This window comes from Saccharospirillum alexandrii (assembly GCF_043641555.1).
Taxonomy (GTDB): domain Bacteria; phylum Pseudomonadota; class Gammaproteobacteria; order Pseudomonadales; family Natronospirillaceae; genus Saccharospirillum; species Saccharospirillum alexandrii_A.
The window spans coordinates 839,797-861,547 of the sequence record NZ_JBHZRJ010000002.1 but is presented as its reverse complement, the minus strand read 5'-3'; the positions used below and the strand labels follow the sequence as shown (position 1 = coordinate 861,547).

Genomic DNA, 21,751 nt, shown 5'->3' with positions numbered 1-21,751 from the left:
GCGGTAGTTCAGTTGGTTAGAATACCGGCCTGTCACGCCGGGGGTCGCGAGTTCGAGTCTCGTCCGTTCCGCCATTTCCTTTGATTAGGAAAGTGATGATTTTAAGCCGGGAGGCATTGTATCCAGTTTTACCTGGGTGTGTAGCTCAGCTGGGAGAGCATCGCCCTTACAAGGCGAGGGTCAGCGGTTCGATCCCGTTCACACCCACCAATACCGTGGAGCGGTAGTTCAGTTGGTTAGAATACCGGCCTGTCACGCCGGGGGTCGCGAGTTCGAGTCTCGTCCGTTCCGCCATTTAATCCCAAATTCCAAAGCAAGACCCTGGTCGCGAGCTGGAACGCCAGCCCGGTCGCCTCTCGTCCGTTCTGCCATTTAATGCAGAATTCCAAAGCAAGACCCTGGTCGCGAGCTGGAGCGCCAGCCCGGTCGCGTCTCGTCCGTTCCGCCATTTAATCCCAAATTCCAAAGTAAGGCCAAGATCACGATCTGGAACGTCAGCCCTGTCTTCTTTACTCAAAATTCCCTGCTTTCTTTAAATTCTGCTGTCCTGTTTCGAAGAACAATCCCCCGACTAGCCTATCTGTTCTGAATTGACTGCATCATCCCCGGTCTTAACGTGCTTGACTCGATCTATCGCCTATGGTGCTATAACCCGATTAAAACGATCGTTTGAAACGGATGATAGGTTTCGCTATGACCCAGACATACCCCGCTTTGTTCACGCCATTGGATGTTGGCCCCTTCACACTCAAGAACCGGTTCCTGATGGGGTCGATGCATACGGGTCTTGAAGAGGCCAAGCAAGGTTTTGAGCGCATGGCGGCGTTCTATGCCGAGCGAGCCCGGGGTGGAGTGGCGTTGATTGTAACGGGTGGCATTGCACCGAACGACGAGGGGGTTACTTACCCGGGTGCGGCCAAACTGACCAGCGAAGCTGAAGTGGCGTCGCACCGTGTCATTACTGAGGCGGTGCAGGCCGAGGGTGGCCGTATTTGCCTGCAAATCCTGCACACCGGTCGCTATGCCTATGTTCCTGACAATGTCTCGGCATCAGCCCTGCAGGCGCCTATCAACCCCTTCAAACCACGCGAACTGTCCGGTGAAGACATTGAGCAAACCATTGCCGACTTTGCCCGCTGTGCCCGCCTGGCGCAGCAAGCAGGGTATGACGGGGTAGAAGTGATGGGGTCGGAAGGGTATCTGATCAATCAGTTCACCACATTGCGCACCAATCAGCGTGACGATGAATGGGGCGGCGATATCGAGCACCGCATTACGCTGGCCGAGCGCATTGTGCGGGCAATTCGTGACGTCTGCGGCGATGATTTCCTGGTGATTTACCGCCTGTCGATGATTGATTTGGTGGAAGACGGCAATACCTGGGATGAAATTGTGCTTCAGGCCAGGCTGCTGCAGGCAGCCGGAGTCAATTTGTTGAATACCGGCATCGGCTGGCATGAGGCGCGGGTACCGACGATCGTCACCTCAGTGCCCCGGGCTGCGTTTGCCCGGGTTACCGAGCGCATTCGCAAGGAGGTCAGCATACCGGTAGTGGCGTGCAACCGGATTAATACCCCTGAGATCGCTGAGACCATCATTGCCTCCGGTCAGGCCGATATGGTCTCCATGGCGCGTCCTTTCCTGGCTGATTCAGACTTCGTCAACAAGGCGGAGCAGGGCGATGCAGAGGCGATCAACACCTGCATTGCCTGCAATCAGGCCTGCCTTGATCACATCTTTGAGATGAAGCTGACATCCTGTCTGGTAAACCCCCGCGCTTGTCGTGAGACAGAACTGAATTATCTTCCGGTGACGCAGGCCCGGCGCATTGCCGTTGTAGGCGCCGGCCCTGGTGGGCTGGCAACAGCGACGGTTGCTGCGCAGCGGGGGCATCAGGTTACCTTGTTTGATGAACATGACGACATCGGCGGGCAGTTTAATCTGGCAAAACGAATTCCCGGCAAAGAAGAGTTCTACGAGACCTTGCGCTATTTCCGGGTTCAGCTGGAGCGGAACAAGGTCGATCTAAAGCTGGGACAGCGAGTGACCGCGGCCGACCTGGCCCATTTTGACGAGGTTGTGGTCGCCACTGGCATCGTACCGCGTACGCCGGCTATCCCCGGCATTGACCACCCGATGGTGGTGTCTTATACCGACCTGGTCAGTGGTGCTGTCGCGCCGGGCAATCGGGTCGCTGTTGTTGGCGCTGGCGGTATTGGCTTCGACGTCAGCGAAGTGCTGATTCACGGTGATCAGTCACCCAGTCTCGATATCGATGCATTTTCCCGGGAGTGGGGCGTAGATTTAAGCGTCTCAGGTCGTGGTGGCCTGGTAGCACCTCAACCGGAGCCCAGCCCGCGCGAGGTCTGGCTGCTGCAGCGCAAGGCCAGCAAAATGGGTAAAAACCTGGGTAAAACAACGGGCTGGATCCATCGAGCCACCTTGCAGGCCAAAGGCGTCCACTTTGTAACCGGCGCAGACTACCAGCGTATCGACGATGAAGGCTTGCACCTGATGGTTGATGGTGAGTACCGGTGTTTACCGGTCGATCAGATCGTCATCTGTGCCGGTCAGGAATCACGCCTGGAACTGTTTGATGAGCTCGCACACCAGGGCGTCGAAGCACACCGGGTCGGTGGGGCGATGCAAGCCGGTGAGCTGGATGCCAAGCGGGCTATCCGGCAAGGGTCCGAGCTGGCCGCATCGCTTTAGAAAGACAGTTGCTCACATGAATCACCGCCCTGTCGGCGGTGATTCATGGTCATCTTGCCGTAAAATCCTCTGCAGTTTTTCTCTACAAGCTTGCCCAATCGACATTTTTTCCACAACATTGGTCACACTCTGACGTTTTGATCCCTAAATGGCCGTTCAAGTGACGATCAGGTCACACTTCCGGTGACTTTCAGGGGGTAGACTTGTGCGTCTGGGGTCACTCTCTGAAATTACGTATGCCAGGCATGCGTGCTACTCTGAGACTCGGGCAGATTGGCCTGACGGGCATGAGTCTTTTAGTGGCGAGAGGGTCAGACCCGGTTGTTGTTAAAGGGCGTGGGGATGAATAGAGGTAAGGTATGGCATATCGCAACAGCAAAGAACTGATCGAAGCGGTCTTTTTCTTTGGGCGCAAAGGCATCACCAAAGAAATGCGTTATACCGAGTTCGAAGCCGTGCTTGATGGTGTGGTCGGTATGACTGGCCTGTCGTCGCGCGAGGTTCAGGCTGCCTATCTTAAAATCACCCCATCACTTGAAGTCCACAGCGTTGTTCTCTTTCTGATTGAGTTCGACGATCGCGGCTTTGCCGATCAGGACTGGAACATTCCGCTGCGTCATCTGGCAGACACCGCCGGGCCGGGGCCGGATCTTGGCCAGGGTCCTATTCGACTGGCTTGTCGCAGCCAATGTTCAGTGTCCTGGTATCAGCGCGAACTCTGGGAGCCTAAAATACGCGACGGGCTCAACCATTTTCAACTGATTCACGAAGCCGTCAGGCGCAACAAACTGGGCATCATAACCGAAGATGAGCCCTCGAAACCCATGCCGGCACCCGCTGCCAAAGCCCCGGCAGACCCGCCCACGATCAGCGAGCAAGTGGACGACGTTGGCGACTTCGAAGACCTGCCGGTCATTTCCGACCAGGTGGAACCCCAAGCACTCACCGGATACAGCGAAGCAGACCTGAAAGCAGAGCTGGCCAAGCAGGCCCGGGAATATCAGGAAAAGCTCGCCTTACTGACGCGTCGCCAGAAACAACGTATTCATGGGCTGGAAGAACAGCACAAGGAAGAGGTTGAGCAGGTTAAACGGGCCATGCGCAATGAGGCCCAGACCTATCGCAACCGTATTCAGGAACTCGAGCAGCAAACCAATCAGTCCAGCGTACTGGGCGATAAACTCCAGAGCAGCTTTCGCAAGCTGGAGCGGGACAACCTGGTGTTGCAGGAGCAGTTCGATACCCTGAAAGAGCGTCACGATGAACTGAAAACAGAACATCTGGCCGCCTTGCATTCGCAGCAATCCTCCACCGCCGATGAGCAGGACAAGGTGGTTGCGTTGAAAGAGGCATTGACCGAAAAGAATTTCGAGATTGATGAGCACAAAGAAGAATTGCGCAAGGCCGAGGCCAAGATTCAGGCGTTGACCGAGCAGGTCGCTGAACTCGAACAGAGCGAAGACAACAACGATGACCTGATGGAACGGCTCGATGGGCTCGACCTGGTGTTTGTGGCCTATCATCCCGGTGCTGGCCACATCAGCATGCCTTCACGGCAACTGGCCGATTATCTGGAACGGCCGATGGCGTTTGCCGCCCAGAAGTGCGGCGTCACGCTGGAGCAATACAAAGCCTGGCTGGTTCACTACGATAGCCCGGAATGCAACGAATGTGGTGTGCCGGTTAAGCGTGTCGACCAGCCCAGTGACTTTGAATCGGGCACTCACAACTTCTGCTCCCGGCACCGGGTGGTGTCCGGAAACGTCACGGCATTTCGCAAGTCCAGTTGACCCGGAACAGTAACCAGGAAGCGGTCGCCTCGTCCGGCGTTCCCCGCCTGCCTGCAGAGCCCAGCCAACTGGTTATTGACCGAACCCCCTGGGCGACATCACCGCTGGTCTTCACTGTCCGTGGCGACCGTCTTCACCCCATTATTTCCGGTAACAAGTGGTTCAAGCTGCGTGCCTGGCTGGTTCGAGCCGAACAGCAGGGTGCCCGTCATCTGGTGTCGGTTGGTGGGCCCTATTCCAATCACCTCCATGCCTTAGCCTATGCCGGATATGTGATGGGGCTAGCGACAACAGGGTGGGTGCGGGGGCCAGAGCCTGTGACCTGGTCTGTCACGCTTCTCGACTGCCAGCGCTGGGGTATGAAGCTGCACTTCATCGACCGTGAGCACTACCGGCAACGCGAAAGCAGTGAATTTGCAGCCTGGGCTTGCCACAGCCTGGAAGACGCCCTGTTCATTCCCGAAGGGGGCTGGTCACCGCAGGCGATCGACGGCTCTGGCGCCTGGTGGCGACTGGCCGGAACCGACCTGGATGCTCTTGTCTGCCCGGTGGGGTCCGGAACCACTCTGGCTGGGCTGGTGCGCACCGCGCCGGAATCAACCCGTATCATCGGCGTACCGGTTTATCGCGACCCGGATCACTACGTCTCTCTGATCGAAAAGCTCGCCTCAGTGGGCGTTCAGCCTGGCAGCTACACCCTCTGGACAGGCGCCGCAGGCAAGGGCTTCGGCCGGGTAACCGAGAAACAAATAGCCTTTATGGCCGATTTTGAGCAGCGGGAGAGCATTGAGCTGGACCCGGTCTACACCGGTAAAACCTTTATGGCACTGCAGCAACGCCTGAACGACGACCCGGGCCTGGTCCAGCAACGCCTGGGCATTCTGCACACCGGCGGCTTGCAGGGACGGCGCAGCCAGACCGGGCTGTGATACACTGCGCGTTTTTAAACCGCAGGTAACAGGCTCGATGGCAAAAATTAACTGGTTCCCGGGGCACATGAACAAGGCCCGGCGACAAATCAAAGAAATCATGCCCGCCATCGACGTGGTGATCGAGGTGCTGGATGCTCGCTTGCCAAAATCGAGCATGAACCCGGTGATCGCCAAAGCCCGCGGAGACAAACCCGTGGTGCGTCTGTTGAGCAAGGATGACCTGGCCGACCCGGAGGTTACCGAGGCCTGGCGCCGCTACTACAGCGATGACGTCAACATGACTGTCTTGCCCATCGTAATGACCGACCGCCGCCAACTCGCCCGAATTCCCGACCTGTGCCGAAAACTAGCGCCTTACCGGGGTGGTATCGGCAAGCCGGTACGCGCCGTGGTGGTGGGCATCCCCAACGTGGGTAAGTCGACTCTGATCAACGGACTGGTGGGGCGTCGCATTGCCAAAGTCGGCGATGAACCGGCCGTCACCCGCCGGCAGCAACGCATTCAGATCGCCGACGATTTCACCCTGATGGATACCCCCGGGATCATGTGGCCATCACCGGAATCGGAAGTTGGCGGCTACCGTCTGGCGGCCTCCGGTGCGATTCGTGATACCGCCGTCGAATATGAAGACATTGCCCTGTTCGCGGTCGATTATCTGATGCAGCGTTATCCTGAACGGCTGATCGAGCGCTACAAGTTAGACAGTATTCCCGACGGTGCGATGGAATGTATGGAAGCCATTGCCCGCAAACGCGCCTGCATCAAGGGCCGCGATGTCGACTGGCACAAGGTCAGTGAAATTATTCTGAAGGAAATGCGCAGTGGGGTGCTTGGCCGAATCAGCCTGGAGGAACCTGACCGGGATGTGCCATATCGTGAGCTGGATGTGGATCCGCACGCGATCTAAATTCTCAGTGTTAACACAGTCTCGGAATTTGCAACCAACAGAGTGACAGGTGCCGGGTATGCCGATCCGGGGTAGTCCGCAGCAAGGATGCTGCGGTCTAGGCCCCATGGAAGGGTTGAGTGGGCGGCATTCCGCCCGACCCCGGAGCGGCATACCCGGTATCTGGCACGGGTCTCAGGCAACGAACTATAAAGAACCACTGAAATGTATTTGACCTAACTAGTCTTTCGACTCTAGCCCCATCATGGCCCGAATGTGTTGCTCAGCCGAGGCGGCCAGGGCTTTGAGGTGATAGCCACCCTCCAGCATTGAGACGACACGTCCCGAACACAGCTGCTCGGCCTGCTCCATAATCACCTGGGTGATCCAGTAATAATCCTCGGTCTGCCAGTTCAACTGACCCATGGGGTCGAGTGTGTGAGCATCGAAACCCGCGGAGATGAAGATCATTTCAGGTTTGTGGGCCTGGAGCGCAGGTTTCCAGCGAGCCTCCCAGTCGTCTTTCACATCATCGATGGTGGCGAAAGCGACCTGAGGGGTCAGGATCATGTGCGGGTGCTCACTTTGCCAGTGAGTATTGGGGTAGAAGGGGTGTTGAAAGCTGCTGCACACCAGTACGTCGGGTTCGTCGGTGAAGGCTTCGATGGTGCCGTTGCATTGGTGGACATCAAAATCGATAATCGCCACGCGTTTCAACCCATGGTGTTGACGAGCGTGCTGGGCAGCCACTGCAATGTTGTTGAAAAAGCAGAACCCCATGGTGGCAGCGGGTTCGGCATGATGGCCGGGCGGGCGCACGGCGCAAAAAGCCCGCTGATACTGGCCAGCCATGATATCGTCGACGGCCTGAATGCCGGCCCCGGCCGCGCGGTAGCTCGCTTCCCAGGTATAGGGGCCCATCAGCGTATCCGGGTCTGCCTGAATAAGGCCGTGTGAGGGGCTGATGCGTTCCAGCTGCTCAACGTAAATCGGGTGATGTACTCGCAGCACAGCTTCTTTGCTGGCCAGAGGTGCTTCGCGGTGATCCATTTTCTGGCTCAGTCCGCTGGCTTCCAGCTGATTGAGAATGGCATCCAGACGCAGGGGCGACTCGGGATGGTCGTTTCCCATATCGTGCAGGTGGTAAACCGCATGATGGAGTAAGGCTGTTGGAATCATCAGGCATCACCGTTGAAAGGCAAGGCAGTATACGACTACATTAGGCGAGGGGCCACTGCGCACCCCGCCCAAACCCCTTCTACTTTGGTGGTAGCATGCCCGACCTGAGCAACTTCTTTCAACCCAAGAGCATCGCCGTCATCGGGGCATCGGAGCGGGAAGGCAGCATGGGCGCGGTGGTGATGCAGAACCTGCGCCAGAGTGAGTACCCGCATCCGTTGTATGCCGTGAATATCAAAGGCTACGCCAGCGTTTTTGGTTATCCGGCGTTTCGCTATGTGCGTGAAATTCGTGATCCGGTTGATCTGGCTGTCATCTGTTTGCCGCCCGAATCGCTGATGCGGGTATTACGCCAGTTAGGCCGGGTAGGCATTCGGGCCGCCATCATTCTGACCGGCGGCTTGTCGCGCCGTCAGTCGCTGGGTACCGCCCGCAACGAGCGCATTCTGACCCTGGCCCGTGAACTGAATATCCGCATTCTAGGCCCCAACTGCCTGGGCATTCTGGTACCCGATGAACACCTCAACGCCAGCTTTGCCCACCTGAACGCGCTGCCCGGGCCATCGGCCTATGTTGGTCATTCGGCTTCCCTGGGTTCGGCCCTGCTCGACTGGGCCGGTGCCCGGGGCATCGGTTTTTCCCATTTCATGACGGTGGGTTCGAGCGCTGATCTGCGCATCTCCGATATTGTCGATCATCTGTCGACCGATCGCCGGGTACGATCCATTCTGATTCATCTGGAGCACATCCGTGATGCCAACCGATTGCTGATAGCGATGCGGGCCGCTGCCCGCTCCAAGAAAGTGCTCGCCATCCGCACCCAGGCCCGGCGCAGTGTGCCGCCGGGTTTACTCGATCGGCGACCGGTGGACGACGAATACTTCAACCGTGCCGGTGTATTGCAGGTCGACAGCGCCGATGGCTTGTTCAGCGGGCTGGAAGTGCTGTCGCGGGCGCGTCCGCTGCACCGGGCGAATCTGGCCATAATCAGCAACGGTCTGGGCACGGCCATGCTGGCCAGTCAGCAATTACAGGCCCTGGGGGGCGAGCTGGCTCACATTGAGGATCACAAGGCGAAGTTACCAACCCTCTGGTACGCTGAGGAGACGGGTTACAACCCGGCGATTCTACCGCCCGAATCTACCGGGCAGGATTATCTGGATGTATTGAAAGTACTGGAACGGGACCCGGCGATCGGCGGTATTCTGGTCATCCACAGCCCCAACCAGCGTTCCGACAGCACCGACGTAGCCCGGTTATTGCAGCCCTACATCAAACGCAGCCGACGCATGTTTCTGACCTGTTTTATGGGCGGTGTCAGCATTGTCGAGGCGCGCAAGCAATTCGACAAAGCCGGCTTGCTGAATTTCGATTCACCCAACGATGCGGTTGAAGCCTTTTTCACCGTGGCCCGTCACGAGCTGGCGCAGGAGCGCCTGCGTGAAACCCCGACATCAACGTCACTGGGTTTTACCCCGGACCGCCAGCAGGGGCAGGATCTGTTCCGGCAGATTGAAGAGCAGAAGCGCCGCTACTTTACCTGGGCCGAAGCCCGGGCGCTGATGCGACTCTATGGCTTTTCCCTGGTCGACAGTACCTTTGGCGTCGATTTTGACCAGGTGGTGCAGCGCCTGACGCCACGGTATTTCCCGGCGTCTCTGCGTCTGGTACATGAAGCCTATTGTTATCCGTTTGCTTACAATGAAGCCCCCTCAGAGCGCTGGCGCGGTGTGCGCATTGAACTGGCCGATGAAGGCGCGTTGCGCGAAGCCCGTGAATCGCTCGCCGCCGAGAAAGCCGAGCAGTTTCCAAACAGCCGCACCCTGGGTTGGGGCGTGCAGCCGATGCGACGCAAGATCGATCATCTGCAATTCAGCCTGGGTATGACCCGGGATGACGATTACGGCCCGCTTATTTTATTCGGAGAGGGCGGTTCCCGGGCCGACATGCTGGCCGACCGGCAGGTGGCGCTGCCGCCGCTGAACAGTTCACTGGCCCGGCAAATGATCATGCGGTCACACGGCTATCAGGTACTGGCCGAGCGCAGCGACAATCTGGAGCAGGACCTGTCTCAACTGGTGCGGGCACTGAAGGCACTGTCGCAGATGGTGATCGACTGGCCTCAATTGGCCGGGCTGGAAGCCAACGTGCTGTTGCAACCCGGAGAGGGCTTGCTGGTGATTGGCGTGGCCGCCTGCATTGGCGAACCACAGCGGCCAGCATTGAACCCCTATCCGAGCGAACTGATCGAGACCGTTACCCTGAAAAACGACCAGTCTGTTATTCTGAGGCCGATACGGGGCGAGGATGAGCCCCAGTTGAAAGCCTTTTACGGTCGCTTTGATGCCGACGCCTTGCGCTTGCGTTTTTTTGGCAGTCGCCTGCATTTTGAACACCGGGAGCTGGCCACCCTGTGCCAGATCGATTACCGCCGCGAGATGGTGTTCGTGGCCTTATCGAAGCGACACATCGTGGGTGAAATGCGGCTGTGGACCGACGTGAATACCAATGAGATGGAATTCGCCATCATGGTCGAATCGGCGTTTCAGGGGACCGGGCTCGGCCGTCAATTGATGCAGAAGACGCTGGATTACGCAGCCGCACAGAGCATTGCCCGCATTGTGGCGGATGTTCTGCCCGAGAACACCCCCATGTTGATGCTGGGGCGCCGGTTTGGCTTCAAGGCTCACCATGAGCAGGATGGAACCGTCCGTCTGACATTGCCGCTGAATGCAACCAGAGACAGGGCTGAAGAGTTGCCGAACCGTCCAGGAAAAACCAACAACAGAGGCAAGTAAGTGCTATACGAATTGGGTCAGCACAGCATAGAACTGCCGGGCCATGCACCGGCACCAGCGCCAACCGATCGCCTGATGCTGTGGCAAGGTGATGAACTGGTGTTGAACGGCGACAGCCATATCCACCAGCGCCGTGAGTGCCGTTTTGAGTGGCATCAGGAGGAGTTTGTCGGGTTGCTCGATGGCCATAGCTATTACACCGCCCGCCTGCAATCGAGCAGCACCGTGACTACCCAGGCCCTGCGTGAAGTCGCCTCTGTCAGCGAAACCGCCTTTATGCTGGCTGCTCGCGCCCGGGGCCTGCTCGACTGGCGACGCCAGCACCGCTATTGCGGCCAGTGCGGCCAACCCACCCAGTCATTGGCCGGAGAGCCGGCCATGGTGTGTGAACCCTGCCGGCTTAGGTTTTACCCCAGGGTCAGCCCATGCATCATCGTGTTGATTACCCGGGGGTCTGAGGTGTTGCTGGCGCAAGGGGTTCGTAACCGATCGCGTGGCTGGTATAGCACCCTGGCGGGCTTCATTGAAACCGGTGAATCGGCCGAGCAGGCCGTGCACCGTGAGGTGCGTGAAGAGGTGGGTGTTGAGGTGACCAATTTGCGATATCAGGGTAGCCAGACCTGGCCTTTCCCGCATCAGCTGATGCTGGGTTACTGGGCCGATTACGATGGCGGCGACATCCGGCTTCAGGAAAACGAAATAGCCGATGCGGGCTGGTTTTCGCTGGATGCGCTACCAACCGTGCCACCGGGGTTTTCAATAGCTGGCTGGCTGATCAACCGCTACCGCCAGGCCAGGCAGGCGGGGACGGTATAGGTCATCGCCTGGCGCCACCTGAAGCTTATTCGTCGCTTTTGTGGTCGTTGTGCAGGCCCTGATAGACCACGTAGCCCCATATGCCCATAAAGCCGAAGATAAGACCAACGGTCAGCAGGCTTGCGAATACAACAGTGTCCATATACATGATCAGACTCCTCAGTGCTGAATGAATGAAATCAGTATAGGGAGCGGGAGACGTGCGAGGCTTGATGTCTGTCAGGCAAAGCAGGCCGGATACTTGATCTGGATCAAGTATCCGGGAGGGTGGTCTGCAGGCTTGGTTCAGGCGCTGATGCCGAGCTCGATGCGTTCGCAGTCAGCCAGGCTGGCGAGGCGGGTCAGGGCGTTGAAATCTTCAATGACGATGTCTTTGGCGCTGTCACTCTCACCCAGAATGCCCTGCTTTTGAAAGCGGGTGAACACCCGGCTCACTGTTTCCACGGCCATACCCAAGTAGTTGGCGATGTCGCCGCGTGACATGGTTAGCCGGAAGCTGGTACCGGAGTACCCCCGGCGCTTGTAGCGGGCCGCCAGGTTGAGCAGGAATGAAGCCAGGCGTTCTTCGGAGCTCTTCTTGCTCAGCAACAGCATCATTTTCTGTTCTTCACGCAATTCCTTGCCCATCAGCCGCATTAAATGACGTCGCAGTTCAGGCATCTGGCCGGAGAGATCGTCGAGCCGGTCGACCGGGATCTCGCAGATATTCGATGTTTCCAGTGCCCGGGCGGTGGCGGAATAGCTGACGGCGTCGTAACTGTCCAGGCCGACCAGCTCGCTGGCGAGGTGAAAACCGGTGATCTGCTCTTCACCTTCCTGGGTCAGTGTATAGGTTTTGATGGTGCCGGTACGAACCGCAAAAATGGAGTGAAAGGCCTCACCCTGATGGAACAGAATGTCACCTTTCTGCACCGGGCGCCCGCGCCGGATGATGGAATCGAGTTGATCCATTTCCTGGCCGTTCAGCGCCAGCGGCAGGCACAGGGGGTGTAGGCTGCAGGTGTTGCAATGAGTATTCAGCTTCACAGTGTGCTCGCTCCAAGCGATTTGACCCAGGTTACAGGTCTGTTTTGTCTATCAGTCATGGTAGCTGAATCAACGTCTATTACCAGCCCCATGCGGTTAATCGCCTAGGGTGAACTCAGTGTTCACTGTCCGGAACCCAGGTGTTGACCGATGTCTGCGCCATAGGGCTGAATTCTCCGCCATCGCTGACCGGTGCCAGCGGGATACCGGTCGCCTGCAGTGACACAAAATCGTGCAACGACCGGTCGGCCAGCTGCGTTGGGGCGACGTTTTGAATGGCCCGGAAAATGTTCTCAACCCGACCCGGAAATTCTTTCTCCCAGCCCCGTAACATGGCCTTGATCGACTGGCGCTGCAGGTTTTCCTGAGAGCCACAGAGATTGCAGGGGATGATCGGAAACTGCATAAAGGCTGCGTAGCGTTCGATGTCTGCTTCCCGACAGTAAGCCAGCGGGCGAATCAGCACATTGGTGGCGCTGTCGCTCAGCAGTTTGGGTGGCATGGCTTTGAGCTTGCCGCCGTGGAACATATTCAGAAACAAGGTTTCCATAATGTCATCCCGGTGGTGACCCATGGCAACCTTGGTGGCACCGATTTGATCGGCAAAGGCGTAAATGGTGCCGCGACGCAGACGCGAGCAGATGCCGCAGGTGGTTTTGCCCTCGGGCACCATATCCTGAACGATGCTGTAGGTATCACGTTCCAGAATGTGGAACGGCACGCCGCGCTGTTTCAGGTAATTAGGCAGAATTTCTTCGGGAAAACCGGGCTGTTTCTGATCCAGATTGACTGCGACCAGCTCGAAATTCACCGGCGCGCTGCGCTGCAGGCTGATCAGGATCTCCAGCATAGTGTAGGAATCTTTCCCGCCTGAGAGGCATACCATCACCTTGTCGCCCTCTTCAATCATATTGAAGTCAGCAATGGCGCGGCCGGTTTCACGGCGCAAGCGTTTCTGCACCTTGTTGAACTCGGTTTTGGCCTTCTTTTCGGCTGCGACGGTCGGCGAGTCTGCAGAAGGTTCTGCGAGCGGGGTTGCGTCTGTAGCCGGGTGGTTTGACGTGAGGGTCATGCCTGAATCCATACCTGTGTTGCTGTAGCGACAATGCGGGCGCGTGTTCTACCACCTACGCCCGCGTGGAACAAGCCCCGGGTTAAAAAAGGGTCTAAAAACACCAGTGTCGGAATAGACACCTTGCTGAGTGTCAGGTGCCGGGTAACCCTATCTGGGGAAGTCTGAGGCATGGACTAAAACGCCAGGAGCGTTTTAGCACGAGCCCAGCGAGCCCGAAGGGTGAATCCCATGGAAGGGATTCATATCCCGAAGTCTAGGCCCCATGGATGGGTTCACGCCGGCCCCAGATAGGGTTACCCGGTGCCTGACACGGATTCCTGGCACCAAGGTAAAACTGGTCTCCGAAACTCGAGTAATAACAACCGTCGTGATCATTTGCCTTCGTAGGCCAGCAGGGTGAAGGTGGGTATTCCGGCTTCTCCCAGAATCTCGACACCACCCATATCGGGGAGATCCACCACCGCGGCAGCTTCAACCACGCTGGCACCCTGGCTCTGAATCAGTGTAGAGGCGGCCAGCGCAGAACCGCCAGTGGCGATCAGATCGTCAAAAATCAGCACCCGGTCACCGTCGCCACAGCTGCCTTTCTGAATTTCCAGGCTGCGTTCGCCGTGAGGCAGGGTAAAGTGCTCACTGGCGACGTTGCCCGGCAGTTTGCCACCTTTGCGCACCAGGATAATGGGCAGGTTCAACTGGTAGGCAATGATGCTGCCCAGAATGAAGCCCCGGGCTTCCAGGGCGGCAACGTGGGTGATGTCTGCTTCCAGGTAGCGTTCGACAAAGGCGTGGGCGCACAGATGCAAAGCCCGGTTGTCGTTGAACAGCGGGGTGAGGTCGCGAAAGGTGATACCGGCTTTAGGCCAGTCCGGGTAACTTTTGATCCGGTTTTTCAGGGTGATCTGGTCAAAACGCATCGTTGATTCTCCGGGTCGGTTTGCAAACAAGCCGTCTGGCCGTTCATTGGTTTGGCCGGTCATTTGCTAAGAGTTTAGCAGACTCAGCGGCGGGCCCCGATAAGCTCTGGCAGGGTGCGATGCAGCAGGGCATCAATGTCCGGGTGTCGGCTGTGATCCGACAGGGCGCGTGGATAGCCGGGCGCCTGGCGGTCATCGTGCAGGTGCTGCCAGGGGGTTGTTGAGGCGATGAACCGTTCCGCAAAATCCTGGCTGATCGCCAGGCAACCGTTCAGAATCACATCCAGATAGGTTTGCAGTATAGGGCGCTCGGGAATCGGGTCATCCGCGCAGGTGCCGACATAGGCCCACAACGGCCGATGTGTGGGCAGTGGGGTATCACCCAGATTCTCAACCTGGCTCCAATCGATGCGAAGTCGGTCATAGCCGCGTTCACGCAGATCAAAGCGGGCCAGGTTGTCCTCATCGACGGCAAAAACCACGCCATTGCAGCGGGCCTGGTGGTCCTGGTGCGCGCCCAGGGCCGTGGCCCCGTAATCCGGAACCGGAACGGACCAGCGTCGTGCGATCCCGCTGACGTCGACGGCATAGGCCAGACCGCTGACCCCGGTTCGGCTGCGGCTGTCAGCACAAATGAGGCTGCCATAGCCAAAGATGTAGTGCATGAATGTCCTCCTAGCAGGTTGTTGAAAAAGGCTTCCTGCCTTTTTCAAAACACTAGGGAGCCTCTGAACAACTCCCCCAGGGCTCTGCGCGAGCCAAAACGTTTTGCCCAAGTGGGCGGCACTCCGACGCACTTCGCAGCGCAATGGCCGTAGCCCTTGTCAAGAAGTGCAACGCCGGGGCAGGACGTTTTGGCCGCGCCCTACGGGTGGTGCGGCATTCCGACTTTCCGAGGAACGTAGCCACCGCGTTGGACTCATTTGAAAGGTCTAGACATTCCTGCATGAGTCCGCCTTGTGGCAACGTCCCTCGGATAAGCCAGAGCCCCGGGGGAGTTATTCAGAGACTCCCTAGAACCAAAAATTGCGATTTTTGCTTCTCTCACAAAATCGATGACTTGATAGTCATCAATTTTGCCGGAACGTCCTTGTTCCGGTAGCAGGCGGCTGAAATTCTTCGAATTTCAACGGCCTGCTAGTGGCCCATGGAAACCGCCTGAAACGCCAGCCAGGCGGCAAAGACCAGCAGACTACCACCCAGCACCCGGCGCACCCAGGGTGTGTTCAGTCCACGCTGAAAAGGTTTTGCGGCGGCACCGGTCAGCATCATCGCCGGTAGGGTGCCGAACCCGAAGCAAAGCATCAGGCCGGCGCTGGCCCAGGGGTTGGCGGCGGTTGCTGCGAAGCCCAGGGCAGAATAGACCAGTCCACAAGGTAAAAACCCCCAGACCAGCCCCAGAGGATAGGCCTGTCGAACGGTTGTGACCGGCAGCCAGCGTTTTGCCAGCGGCTGCAGGCGTCGCCACAGCGGCAACGCCAGCGATTCCACCCGGGTGATCCAGGCGGCAATGTTCAGATAATACAGGGCGATCAGCACCAGCAAGGCCGCAGCAATCAGCCTCAGTGCCGGTATGGTACTGGCCGGTAACCACGACAGACCAGCACCGATCAGAAAGCCCAGTCCCGAATAGGTGGTAATGCGGCCCAGGTTGTAGGCGGCCAGTACCGACGTCCCCTTGCTGTTGACCCCGAAAGCCACGGTCAGGCCGCCGCACATGCCCAGGCAGTGACCGGCCGAGATGATACCGATCAGCACAGCGGACAAGGCATCAATTGTCATGGTGTCGATGAGTCCTGCTGATTGGCTGTCACGGGTTCATCGGGTTTCGCCGGGCCGTTCCCGGAGCGATCGGGCCGGTCAGGCACCATGTCACTGTCATCTTCAAACAGAATGCGCTGCGCCGGGCTGTCCAGGTCGTCGTACTGCCCGCTGTTGACCGTCCACCAGAACAAGCCGCCGCCCAAGAGCAGCAGTAGCAGGCTCACCGGAATCAACAGCAGTAGAATGTCCATGATCGTGCTCCGTTTACAGGGTGTTTGCTGGTTGGTTCACGACAACCGGCGCAGACGCAGGGCGTTTCCCACCACCAGCAATGAACTGAGCGACATGCCAATGGCCGCTTGCCAGGGGGCAACCCAACCCAGGGCCGCCAGTGGCAAAGCCAGGCCATTGTACAGCAAGGCCCAGACCAGGTTCTGACGGATCACGCGCCGGGTCTTTCGGGCTGCCTGAATGGCTAGCGCCAGCGTGGTCAGGTTTTCATTCAACAGCAGGGCATCGGCGGCCTGTTTGGCAAGGTCGGTTCCGGATGACATCGCCACGGACACCGGCGCGCCTGCCAGAACCGGGGCATCGTTAATGCCATCGCCCACCACCGCTACGCTGGCACCCAGGCTGGTTTGCTGGTTGACCCAGCCCAGCTTTTGCCCGGCACTGAGACCGTAGTGAAACCGGCCGTTCAGAGACAGGTGCGCCAGTCGCGGATCCAGCTCGCCGTTGGGATCACCGGTGAGGATATGGCAGCGGATGCCAAGCGTTTCAAGGGACTCCAGGGCTGGCAGAGCGCTGCCCCGCAGGTCGTCGTTGACGGAAAACGCGGCCAGTGCAAGGCCGTTCAGGCTAAGCCAGATACGCCCGGAGGGCGATGTTGGCGTTGCTGCTGACCCTGAACAGGCAAAGTCCCGGTGACCCAGTCGCCAGGTTCCAGCGGCGTCTTGTGCGGACTGACCAGCACCCGGATGGCGCTGGTGATCCTGAAGTGTGCGTACCGGGGTGCCAGGTGGTTGAGCTTGTCGGAACGCCCGGGCAATGGGGTGTTCGCTGGTGCGTTCGAGTTCTACTGCAACTGCGATCAGGTCAGCTTCCGTAAACCCCTGGCGCTCTGCTTCGGCTTCAGGGTAGACGCCCGTCAGCACGAAGTGGCCTTCGGTCAGGGTGCCGGTTTTGTCGAAGGCCAGATCGGTGACTGACGCCAGTTGGTCGAGCGTATGACCGCGAGTAATAATCAGTCCGCGCTGTCGCAAACTGTTGGTGGCCTGAGCCAGCACCGTGGGGGTAGCAAGACTCAGCGCGCAGGGGCAGGTGACCACCAGCACGCTGATGACGACCCAGAAGGCCCGGTCCGGCGCCACCCAAAGCCAGACCAGGCCAATAATGGCGGTGATCAATAAGGTCGAGGCAACAAAATGGTGGGCTCCCCGGTCGGCCAGTTCAGCCAGGCGCGGCTTTTCACTGGCGGCCCGTTCCAGCAGTTGCATCAGGCTGGAGGCAGAACTGTCTTGTCCGGTGCGTTCAACGTCGACTTCCACTGCCTGGCTTTGGTTCAGAGTACCGGCGAGAACGGCATCACCTGGTGCCTTGGTGCGCGGCTTGAATTCGCCGGTCAGCCGGGACTCATCGAATTCGCTGCAGCCTGATCGAACGACACCATCCACCGGGCACAGCTCCCCGGCCTGAATCAGAATGCGTTCACCAGCGTGAATGTCGCGCAGTGCCTGACGTTGCCAGTGTCCCTCCCGCCAGACCTGGCAGGTCGCCGGTAGATGGCTGGCCAGCGCATTACCGCTGGCATGCACAGAGGTTCGGGCCCGAAATTCCAGAAAGCGGCCGAGCACCAGGAAGAAGGTGAACATATTGACCGATTCATAATAGACCTCGCCACCGCCGGTCAGGGTTGCCCAGAGACTGGCAACAAAGGCCGAGCCGATGGCGAGCGCTACCGAAACGTCCATCGACAGGTGCCGGACTCTCAGACTGCGCCAGGCCGACCGGAAGAATGGGCCTGCGGCAATAACGACAACGGGAATGGTCAGTACCAGGCTGGCCCAGCGAACCAGCAGTTCGGTACTGCCCGTCATGTTGCCGCTGTAGATGGCCACGGCATTCATCATGGCCTGCATCATGCCAAGGCCGGCAATGCCCAGGCGCAATACATATTGGCGCTGTTCTTTCTGGCGCAGCAACTCTTCCTGATCCGGGCGGTAGGGATGGGCACGGTATCCCAGACCAAATACCGCCAGAAAGACATCGCTGAGTGGCAGCTGATCCGGGTTCCAGCTCACCTGGCAACGGTGGCTGGTCTGGTTAAAGTGAACACTGGAAACGCCGGGCAGACGGGCAAGGTGTTTTTCAATCAGCCAGCTGCAAGCAGAGCAACTGACGCCCTCGATCATCACAGTGGCCGTCAGTTGGCCATGATTGGGCTGGCTGACAAACTCCGCCTGAACATCGGCGCGGTCGTAGAGCAGCAGTTTTTCACGATCGGAGTCGGTAACGGGCGGCGCTGCGGGCGCCTGAGCCGGATCGTGGAAGCGGTAGTAGGCTTCCAGGCCATTGTCGAGAATGGTTTGCGCCGCTGCCAGGCAGCCGACGCAACAGAATGGGCGGGGCTCGCCAGCGACGGTCAGGCTGTAGCGGTCATCGTAAACCGGCAAGCCGCAGTGAAAACATTCCGGATTCATCGCACCCTGGGTAGCAAGGTCTGGATGGTGCTGCTGGGCATGGTCACCCGGCCGTGTAAGCGCCAGTTGGTGTCGCTGTCCAGCGGTTTCAGCAGCAATGAGCGTTCGCCTTCAATGGTCGCGGGCAATTGACCGGTGAAGCGGCCATCCGGTGTCCGGCTCAGTGTTACCTCAACATCGCGCTGAGCATGTGCATCGAAAACGAACAGCAATGTCAGTGCTTGCGGCGGCGCGTCGAGATTGCCGTCCAGGCGCACGCTGATGCGGTCACCGATCATCTGCATTTGAGCGCCCAGTTGCAGTTCCATCGCCAGGTCGTCTGCTTCGGTGCTAACGATGTAGCTACGACCGTCCTTGTAGACATCGTCGATAACAGAGCCGTCACTGGTGACAACAGAGATGTAAATCATCCAGATACCGGCGGGCACCACGAACAACATGGGGCTGAATACCAGCCAGGGCCAGAACTGCCGGTACCAGGGTGTTATCTCAGTGTGATTCACGTTGTATCTCCAAAAAATTAGGCGGCGCTTACACGCCGCTGCAAGGCTTGATAAGAGAGGTACCGGGGTTCAGAAATTGGCCGGGCCAAAGAAACGGCTCTCGGTTTCGGTGCTGACCTGTGAGTCATCCACTGCCGTGGCGGTAAAGAACACATCATTGTTGGGCAAGGTCAGGTCTTCAGGTGGCAGCACCAGACGAACAGTAAACTCGGCTTCACCGCCGGCACCGATATCGATCTGCCCGGGTGCGATCAGTTCAATGCCCTCGAGACCAGCGACGCTCAGTGTATAGCTGCGATCGACCTGTGACATGTTCATCAATTGAATGTTGTAGCTGTTTTCGATCTGGCCCTGGGGGGTAATTCGGTGCAGGGCACCGCGGCCACGTTCGATGGACATTTCCAGTGGCACACGGGTGGCGATTACCCAGGCAAACAACACCACCATAATGGTGAGCGCAGCCGCGTAACCAATCAGCCGGGGGCGCAATATATGCGATGGCTTGCCTTCCAGAGCGTGTTCGGTGGTGTACCGAATCAGCCCGGGTTCATAGCCCATTTTGTCCATGACGCTGTCGCAGGCGTCGATGCAGGCAGCACAACCGATGCACTCGTACTGAAGGCCATCGCGAATGTCGATACCGGTTGGACACACCTGAACACACAGATCGCAGTCGATGCAATCGCCCAGATTCAGCTCCTGTGGGTCAATACCTCGACGACGAGAACCCCGGGGCTCACCCCGTTTCTCATCGTAGCTGACGATCAGCGTGTCCTGGTCGAACATCACCGCCTGAAAGCGGGCATAGGGGCACATGTAAATGCATACTTGCTCGCGCAACCAGCCCGCGTTGCCGTAGGTCGCCAGAGTGAAAAAAGCGATCCAGAACACGGCCCAGGCACTGGTACTAAACGTAAAGAGGTCGGGGATCAGCTGGCGAATTGGGGTGAAGTAGCCGACAAAGGTGATCGCCGTAGCCAGCGCGACCAATACCCATAACAGATGCTTGGCGAACTTTCGGCCAAACTTAAGCAGGGTCATGGGTTGTTCATCCAGCTTGATGCGGGCATTGCGCTTGCCCTCGGTTTTCTCCTCGATGAACATGAAAATCCAGGTCCAGGCGCTCTGCGGGCAGGTATAGCCACACCAGACCCGGCCAGCGAACACCGTGATGAAGAATAGGGCAAAGGCGCAAATGATCAGCGCCCAGGACAGCAGCATGAAGTCCTGCGGCCAGAAGGTGATGCCGAACACGTGGAACTGCCGGCTTGGCAGGTCAAACCAGACGGCCTGGCGGCCATTCCAGTTCAGCCAGAGGGTGCCAAAATAGGCAGCGAACAGGAAAGCACCGCCATAGACACGCAGGGAGCGATAAAACCCCTTGATGCGGCGCACATAGATTTTTTCACGTTCCTGGTAAAGGTCGACCGTTTTGACGGTGTTGTCCGTGACGTCTTTGACTTCAATTTTTTGGGTCATTGTCCGAACTTACTAATAGGCTTGGGGAACAGGCTGGCCGGTTTCCGAAACCCATTAAGGGGGGGAGCAGATACCTCTGCTCCCCTGGATGTATTGCTTACTGATTACTCAGGTCATAAACATAGCCAGACAGAATGTGCACCCGCTCTTCACCCAGAATGTTTTGCCAGGCAGGCATGTTGCCCGCCCGGCCATTGTTCAGGGTGTATTGTACGGAATCTCGAACTGATTCGCCGGGAATCCGGTACAGCCAGATGTCATCGGTCAGGTTGGGCGCGCCAAGCGCCTGGTTGCCGGTGCCGTTTTCGGCATGGCAGGCTACACAGGAGGCGTTGTACAGCGCCTCACCCTGGCGGGCGAGCGACGCATTGACGTTATCCTGTGCCGACAGCTGCATGACATATTCAGTCACCGCGCGCACGCCCTGGGCACCCAGAGCATCGCCCCAGGCAGGCATCTGGCCACGGCGGCCGTTGATCAGGGTGGCTTTGATGGTTTCACCACTGCCACCGTATAACCAGTCATCGTCGGTCAGATTAGGGAAACCATAACCGCCCTGACCAGCCTGGCCATGGCACAAAGCGCAGTTATCTTCAAACAGACGCTGACCGATACGCATGGCCTGAGGATTGTCGGGCAATGCTTCCACTGGCATGTTGGCCAGGCGCTCGTAAATCTCGCCGTAGCGACGATCGTGGGCGATCTGAGCATTGGTGAGCTCTTTCTGCGACGTCCAGTTCAAAAGACCATCCCAGTTACCAACGGGATACGCGATCAGATAACCGACTGCGAAGACAATGGTGATCCAGAACAGGTTCAGCCACCACTTGGGCAGGGGGTTGTTGAACTCTTCGATGCCATCGAAGCTGTGGCCTGTGGTTGATGCCCCTTCACCGCCCGGGTCTTTCATGCGCCGGGTCAGGGTAATCAGAATAGCCAGCCCGACGATCGAAATACCCGTCAGGATAAAGATGTAAGCACTCCAGAAACTGCTCATTATTTGTCGTCTCCTGTCCTGGCTTGGGTCTTTTCATGCAGCGCTTCGTCTTCGAACGGCAGGTTGGCCGCTTCGTCGAATTTCTTTTTGCGCTTGCTGCTGTAGGCCCAAATCACAATGCCAAAGAACGCAATCATGGTGAATATTGTGGCCAGACCTCTGAAATCGTTGATATCCATGG

The 21,751-nt window shown here is 58.2% G+C and carries 19 protein-coding genes and 2 tRNA genes; 8 read left to right on the top strand and 13 right to left on the bottom strand.

Annotated elements, in window-relative coordinates:
* Window positions 1-134: 134 nt before the first annotated feature.
* The 6 genes from ACHUE7_RS09885 (at window position 135) to ylqF (ending at window position 6,341) form a co-directional block, all read left to right on the top strand.
* A tRNA-Val gene (locus ACHUE7_RS09885) sits at window positions 135-210 on the top strand.
* A gap of 7 nt (window positions 211-217) precedes the next feature.
* Window positions 218-294 (top strand) — tRNA-Asp (locus tag ACHUE7_RS09880).
* A gap of 399 nt (window positions 295-693) precedes the next feature.
* Complete coding sequence (locus tag ACHUE7_RS09875) at window positions 694-2,712, top strand: oxidoreductase (protein WP_394169807.1); 2,019 nt, start codon at window positions 694-696, stop codon at window positions 2,710-2,712.
* A 359-nt stretch (window positions 2,713-3,071) separates the two neighbouring features.
* Window positions 3,072-4,502 (top strand): hypothetical protein, encoded by a 1,431-nt coding sequence (locus ACHUE7_RS09870; RefSeq protein WP_394169806.1) that lies wholly within the window; start codon window positions 3,072-3,074, stop codon window positions 4,500-4,502.
* Window positions 4,499-5,431 (top strand): 1-aminocyclopropane-1-carboxylate deaminase/D-cysteine desulfhydrase, encoded by a 933-nt coding sequence (locus ACHUE7_RS09865; RefSeq protein WP_394169805.1) that lies wholly within the window; start codon window positions 4,499-4,501, stop codon window positions 5,429-5,431. The genes ACHUE7_RS09870 and ACHUE7_RS09865 overlap by 4 nt, the downstream gene beginning before the upstream one ends.
* 37 nt (window positions 5,432-5,468) lie before the next feature.
* A complete protein-coding gene (gene ylqF, locus ACHUE7_RS09860; protein WP_394169804.1) occupies window positions 5,469-6,341 on the top strand; it encodes a ribosome biogenesis GTPase YlqF in 873 nt (290 codons plus the stop codon).
* Between the two features lie 219 nt (window positions 6,342-6,560).
* On the opposite strand, the gene ACHUE7_RS09855 is transcribed toward ylqF, so the two are convergent.
* A complete protein-coding gene (locus ACHUE7_RS09855) occupies window positions 6,561-7,499 on the bottom strand; it encodes a histone deacetylase family protein (protein ID WP_394169803.1) in 939 nt (312 codons plus the stop codon).
* A gap of 95 nt (window positions 7,500-7,594) precedes the next feature.
* Between ACHUE7_RS09855 and ACHUE7_RS09850 the strand changes: the two genes are divergently transcribed.
* On the top strand, window positions 7,595-10,297 hold the full coding sequence (locus ACHUE7_RS09850; protein ID WP_394169802.1) for a bifunctional acetate--CoA ligase family protein/GNAT family N-acetyltransferase: 2,703 nt from the start codon (window positions 7,595-7,597) through the stop codon (window positions 10,295-10,297).
* Window positions 10,298-11,113 carry an NAD(+) diphosphatase gene (gene nudC, locus ACHUE7_RS09845; protein WP_394169801.1) on the top strand — a complete coding sequence of 272 codons (816 nt, stop codon included), beginning with the start codon at window positions 10,298-10,300 and terminating at the stop codon, window positions 11,111-11,113.
* 25 nt (window positions 11,114-11,138) lie between these two features.
* Here the strand turns inward: nudC and ccoM are convergent, their stop codons facing one another.
* From ccoM to ACHUE7_RS09785, 12 genes are all read right to left on the bottom strand, one after another.
* On the bottom strand, window positions 11,139-11,261 hold the full coding sequence (gene ccoM / locus ACHUE7_RS09840; protein WP_348475779.1) for a cytochrome c oxidase subunit CcoM: 123 nt from the start codon (window positions 11,259-11,261) through the stop codon (window positions 11,139-11,141).
* A 137-nt stretch (window positions 11,262-11,398) separates the two neighbouring features.
* Window positions 11,399-12,139 carry a fumarate/nitrate reduction transcriptional regulator Fnr gene (gene fnr, locus ACHUE7_RS09835; protein WP_348475778.1) on the bottom strand — a complete coding sequence of 247 codons (741 nt, stop codon included), beginning with the start codon at window positions 12,137-12,139 and terminating at the stop codon, window positions 11,399-11,401.
* A gap of 115 nt (window positions 12,140-12,254) precedes the next feature.
* Entirely contained in the window at window positions 12,255-13,211 is a 957-nt protein-coding gene (gene ttcA, locus ACHUE7_RS09830) for a tRNA 2-thiocytidine(32) synthetase TtcA (protein WP_394169800.1), read from the bottom strand.
* A gap of 374 nt (window positions 13,212-13,585) precedes the next feature.
* Complete coding sequence (locus ACHUE7_RS09825; protein WP_394169799.1) at window positions 13,586-14,128, bottom strand: adenine phosphoribosyltransferase; 543 nt, start codon at window positions 14,126-14,128, stop codon at window positions 13,586-13,588.
* Between the two features lie 83 nt (window positions 14,129-14,211).
* Complete coding sequence (locus ACHUE7_RS09820; RefSeq protein WP_394169798.1) at window positions 14,212-14,793, bottom strand: gamma-glutamylcyclotransferase family protein; 582 nt, start codon at window positions 14,791-14,793, stop codon at window positions 14,212-14,214.
* 472 nt (window positions 14,794-15,265) lie between these two features.
* On the bottom strand, window positions 15,266-15,910 hold the full coding sequence (locus tag ACHUE7_RS09815; protein WP_394169797.1) for a sulfite exporter TauE/SafE family protein: 645 nt from the start codon (window positions 15,908-15,910) through the stop codon (window positions 15,266-15,268).
* On the bottom strand, window positions 15,907-16,143 hold the full coding sequence (gene ccoS, locus ACHUE7_RS09810) for a cbb3-type cytochrome oxidase assembly protein CcoS (RefSeq protein WP_394169796.1): 237 nt from the start codon (window positions 16,141-16,143) through the stop codon (window positions 15,907-15,909). The genes ACHUE7_RS09815 and ccoS overlap by 4 nt, the downstream gene beginning before the upstream one ends.
* 36 nt (window positions 16,144-16,179) lie before the next feature.
* Window positions 16,180-18,591, bottom strand: coding sequence for a heavy metal translocating P-type ATPase (locus ACHUE7_RS09805; protein ID WP_394169795.1), 2,412 nt, complete (start codon window positions 18,589-18,591; stop codon window positions 16,180-16,182).
* Window positions 18,588-19,094, bottom strand: a complete 507-nt coding sequence (locus ACHUE7_RS09800) for a FixH family protein (protein WP_394169794.1) — start codon at window positions 19,092-19,094, stop codon at window positions 18,588-18,590. The genes ACHUE7_RS09805 and ACHUE7_RS09800 overlap by 4 nt, the downstream gene beginning before the upstream one ends.
* A gap of 69 nt (window positions 19,095-19,163) precedes the next feature.
* The gene (gene ccoG, locus ACHUE7_RS09795; protein WP_394169793.1) at window positions 19,164-20,573 is read right to left on the bottom strand and encodes a cytochrome c oxidase accessory protein CcoG; all 1,410 of its coding nucleotides are present in this window, start codon (window positions 20,571-20,573) and stop codon (window positions 19,164-19,166) included.
* A 97-nt stretch (window positions 20,574-20,670) separates the two neighbouring features.
* Window positions 20,671-21,570, bottom strand: a complete 900-nt coding sequence (gene ccoP / locus ACHUE7_RS09790; RefSeq protein ID WP_394169792.1) for a cytochrome-c oxidase, cbb3-type subunit III — start codon at window positions 21,568-21,570, stop codon at window positions 20,671-20,673.
* Window positions 21,570-21,749, bottom strand: a complete 180-nt coding sequence (locus ACHUE7_RS09785) for a CcoQ/FixQ family Cbb3-type cytochrome c oxidase assembly chaperone (protein WP_213678369.1) — start codon at window positions 21,747-21,749, stop codon at window positions 21,570-21,572. Before ACHUE7_RS09785 ends, ccoP begins: the two co-directional genes overlap by 1 nt.
* Between the last annotated feature and the right edge of the window lie 2 nt (window positions 21,750-21,751).

What these genes read in the sequence shown, in the direction of transcription:
- ccoG (WP_394169793.1), bottom strand. Translation starts at nt 20,573, where the DNA reads ATGACCCAAAAAATTGAAGTCAAAGACGTCACGGACAACACCGTCAAA.
- ccoP (WP_394169792.1), bottom strand. Translation starts at nt 21,570, where the DNA reads ATGAGCAGTTTCTGGAGTGCTTACATCTTTATCCTGACGGGTATTTCG.
- ACHUE7_RS09875 (WP_394169807.1), top strand. Translation starts at nt 694, where the DNA reads ATGACCCAGACATACCCCGCTTTGTTCACGCCATTGGATGTTGGCCCC.
- ACHUE7_RS09825 (WP_394169799.1), bottom strand. Translation starts at nt 14,128, where the DNA reads ATGCGTTTTGACCAGATCACCCTGAAAAACCGGATCAAAAGTTACCCG.
- ACHUE7_RS09870 (WP_394169806.1), top strand. Translation starts at nt 3,072, where the DNA reads ATGGCATATCGCAACAGCAAAGAACTGATCGAAGCGGTCTTTTTCTTT.
- ccoM (WP_348475779.1), bottom strand. Translation starts at nt 11,261, where the DNA reads ATGTATATGGACACTGTTGTATTCGCAAGCCTGCTGACCGTTGGTCTT.
- ACHUE7_RS09820 (WP_394169798.1), bottom strand. Translation starts at nt 14,793, where the DNA reads ATGCACTACATCTTTGGCTATGGCAGCCTCATTTGTGCTGACAGCCGC.
- ACHUE7_RS09815 (WP_394169797.1), bottom strand. Translation starts at nt 15,910, where the DNA reads ATGACAATTGATGCCTTGTCCGCTGTGCTGATCGGTATCATCTCGGCC.
- ACHUE7_RS09785 (WP_213678369.1), bottom strand. Translation starts at nt 21,749, where the DNA reads ATGGATATCAACGATTTCAGAGGTCTGGCCACAATATTCACCATGATT.
- ACHUE7_RS09850 (WP_394169802.1), top strand. Translation starts at nt 7,595, where the DNA reads ATGCCCGACCTGAGCAACTTCTTTCAACCCAAGAGCATCGCCGTCATC.
- ttcA (WP_394169800.1), bottom strand. Translation starts at nt 13,211, where the DNA reads ATGACCCTCACGTCAAACCACCCGGCTACAGACGCAACCCCGCTCGCA.
- ACHUE7_RS09855 (WP_394169803.1), bottom strand. Translation starts at nt 7,499, where the DNA reads ATGATTCCAACAGCCTTACTCCATCATGCGGTTTACCACCTGCACGAT.
- ccoS (WP_394169796.1), bottom strand. Translation starts at nt 16,143, where the DNA reads ATGGACATTCTACTGCTGTTGATTCCGGTGAGCCTGCTACTGCTGCTC.
- ylqF (WP_394169804.1), top strand. Translation starts at nt 5,469, where the DNA reads ATGGCAAAAATTAACTGGTTCCCGGGGCACATGAACAAGGCCCGGCGA.
- ACHUE7_RS09805 (WP_394169795.1), bottom strand. Translation starts at nt 18,591, where the DNA reads ATGAATCCGGAATGTTTTCACTGCGGCTTGCCGGTTTACGATGACCGC.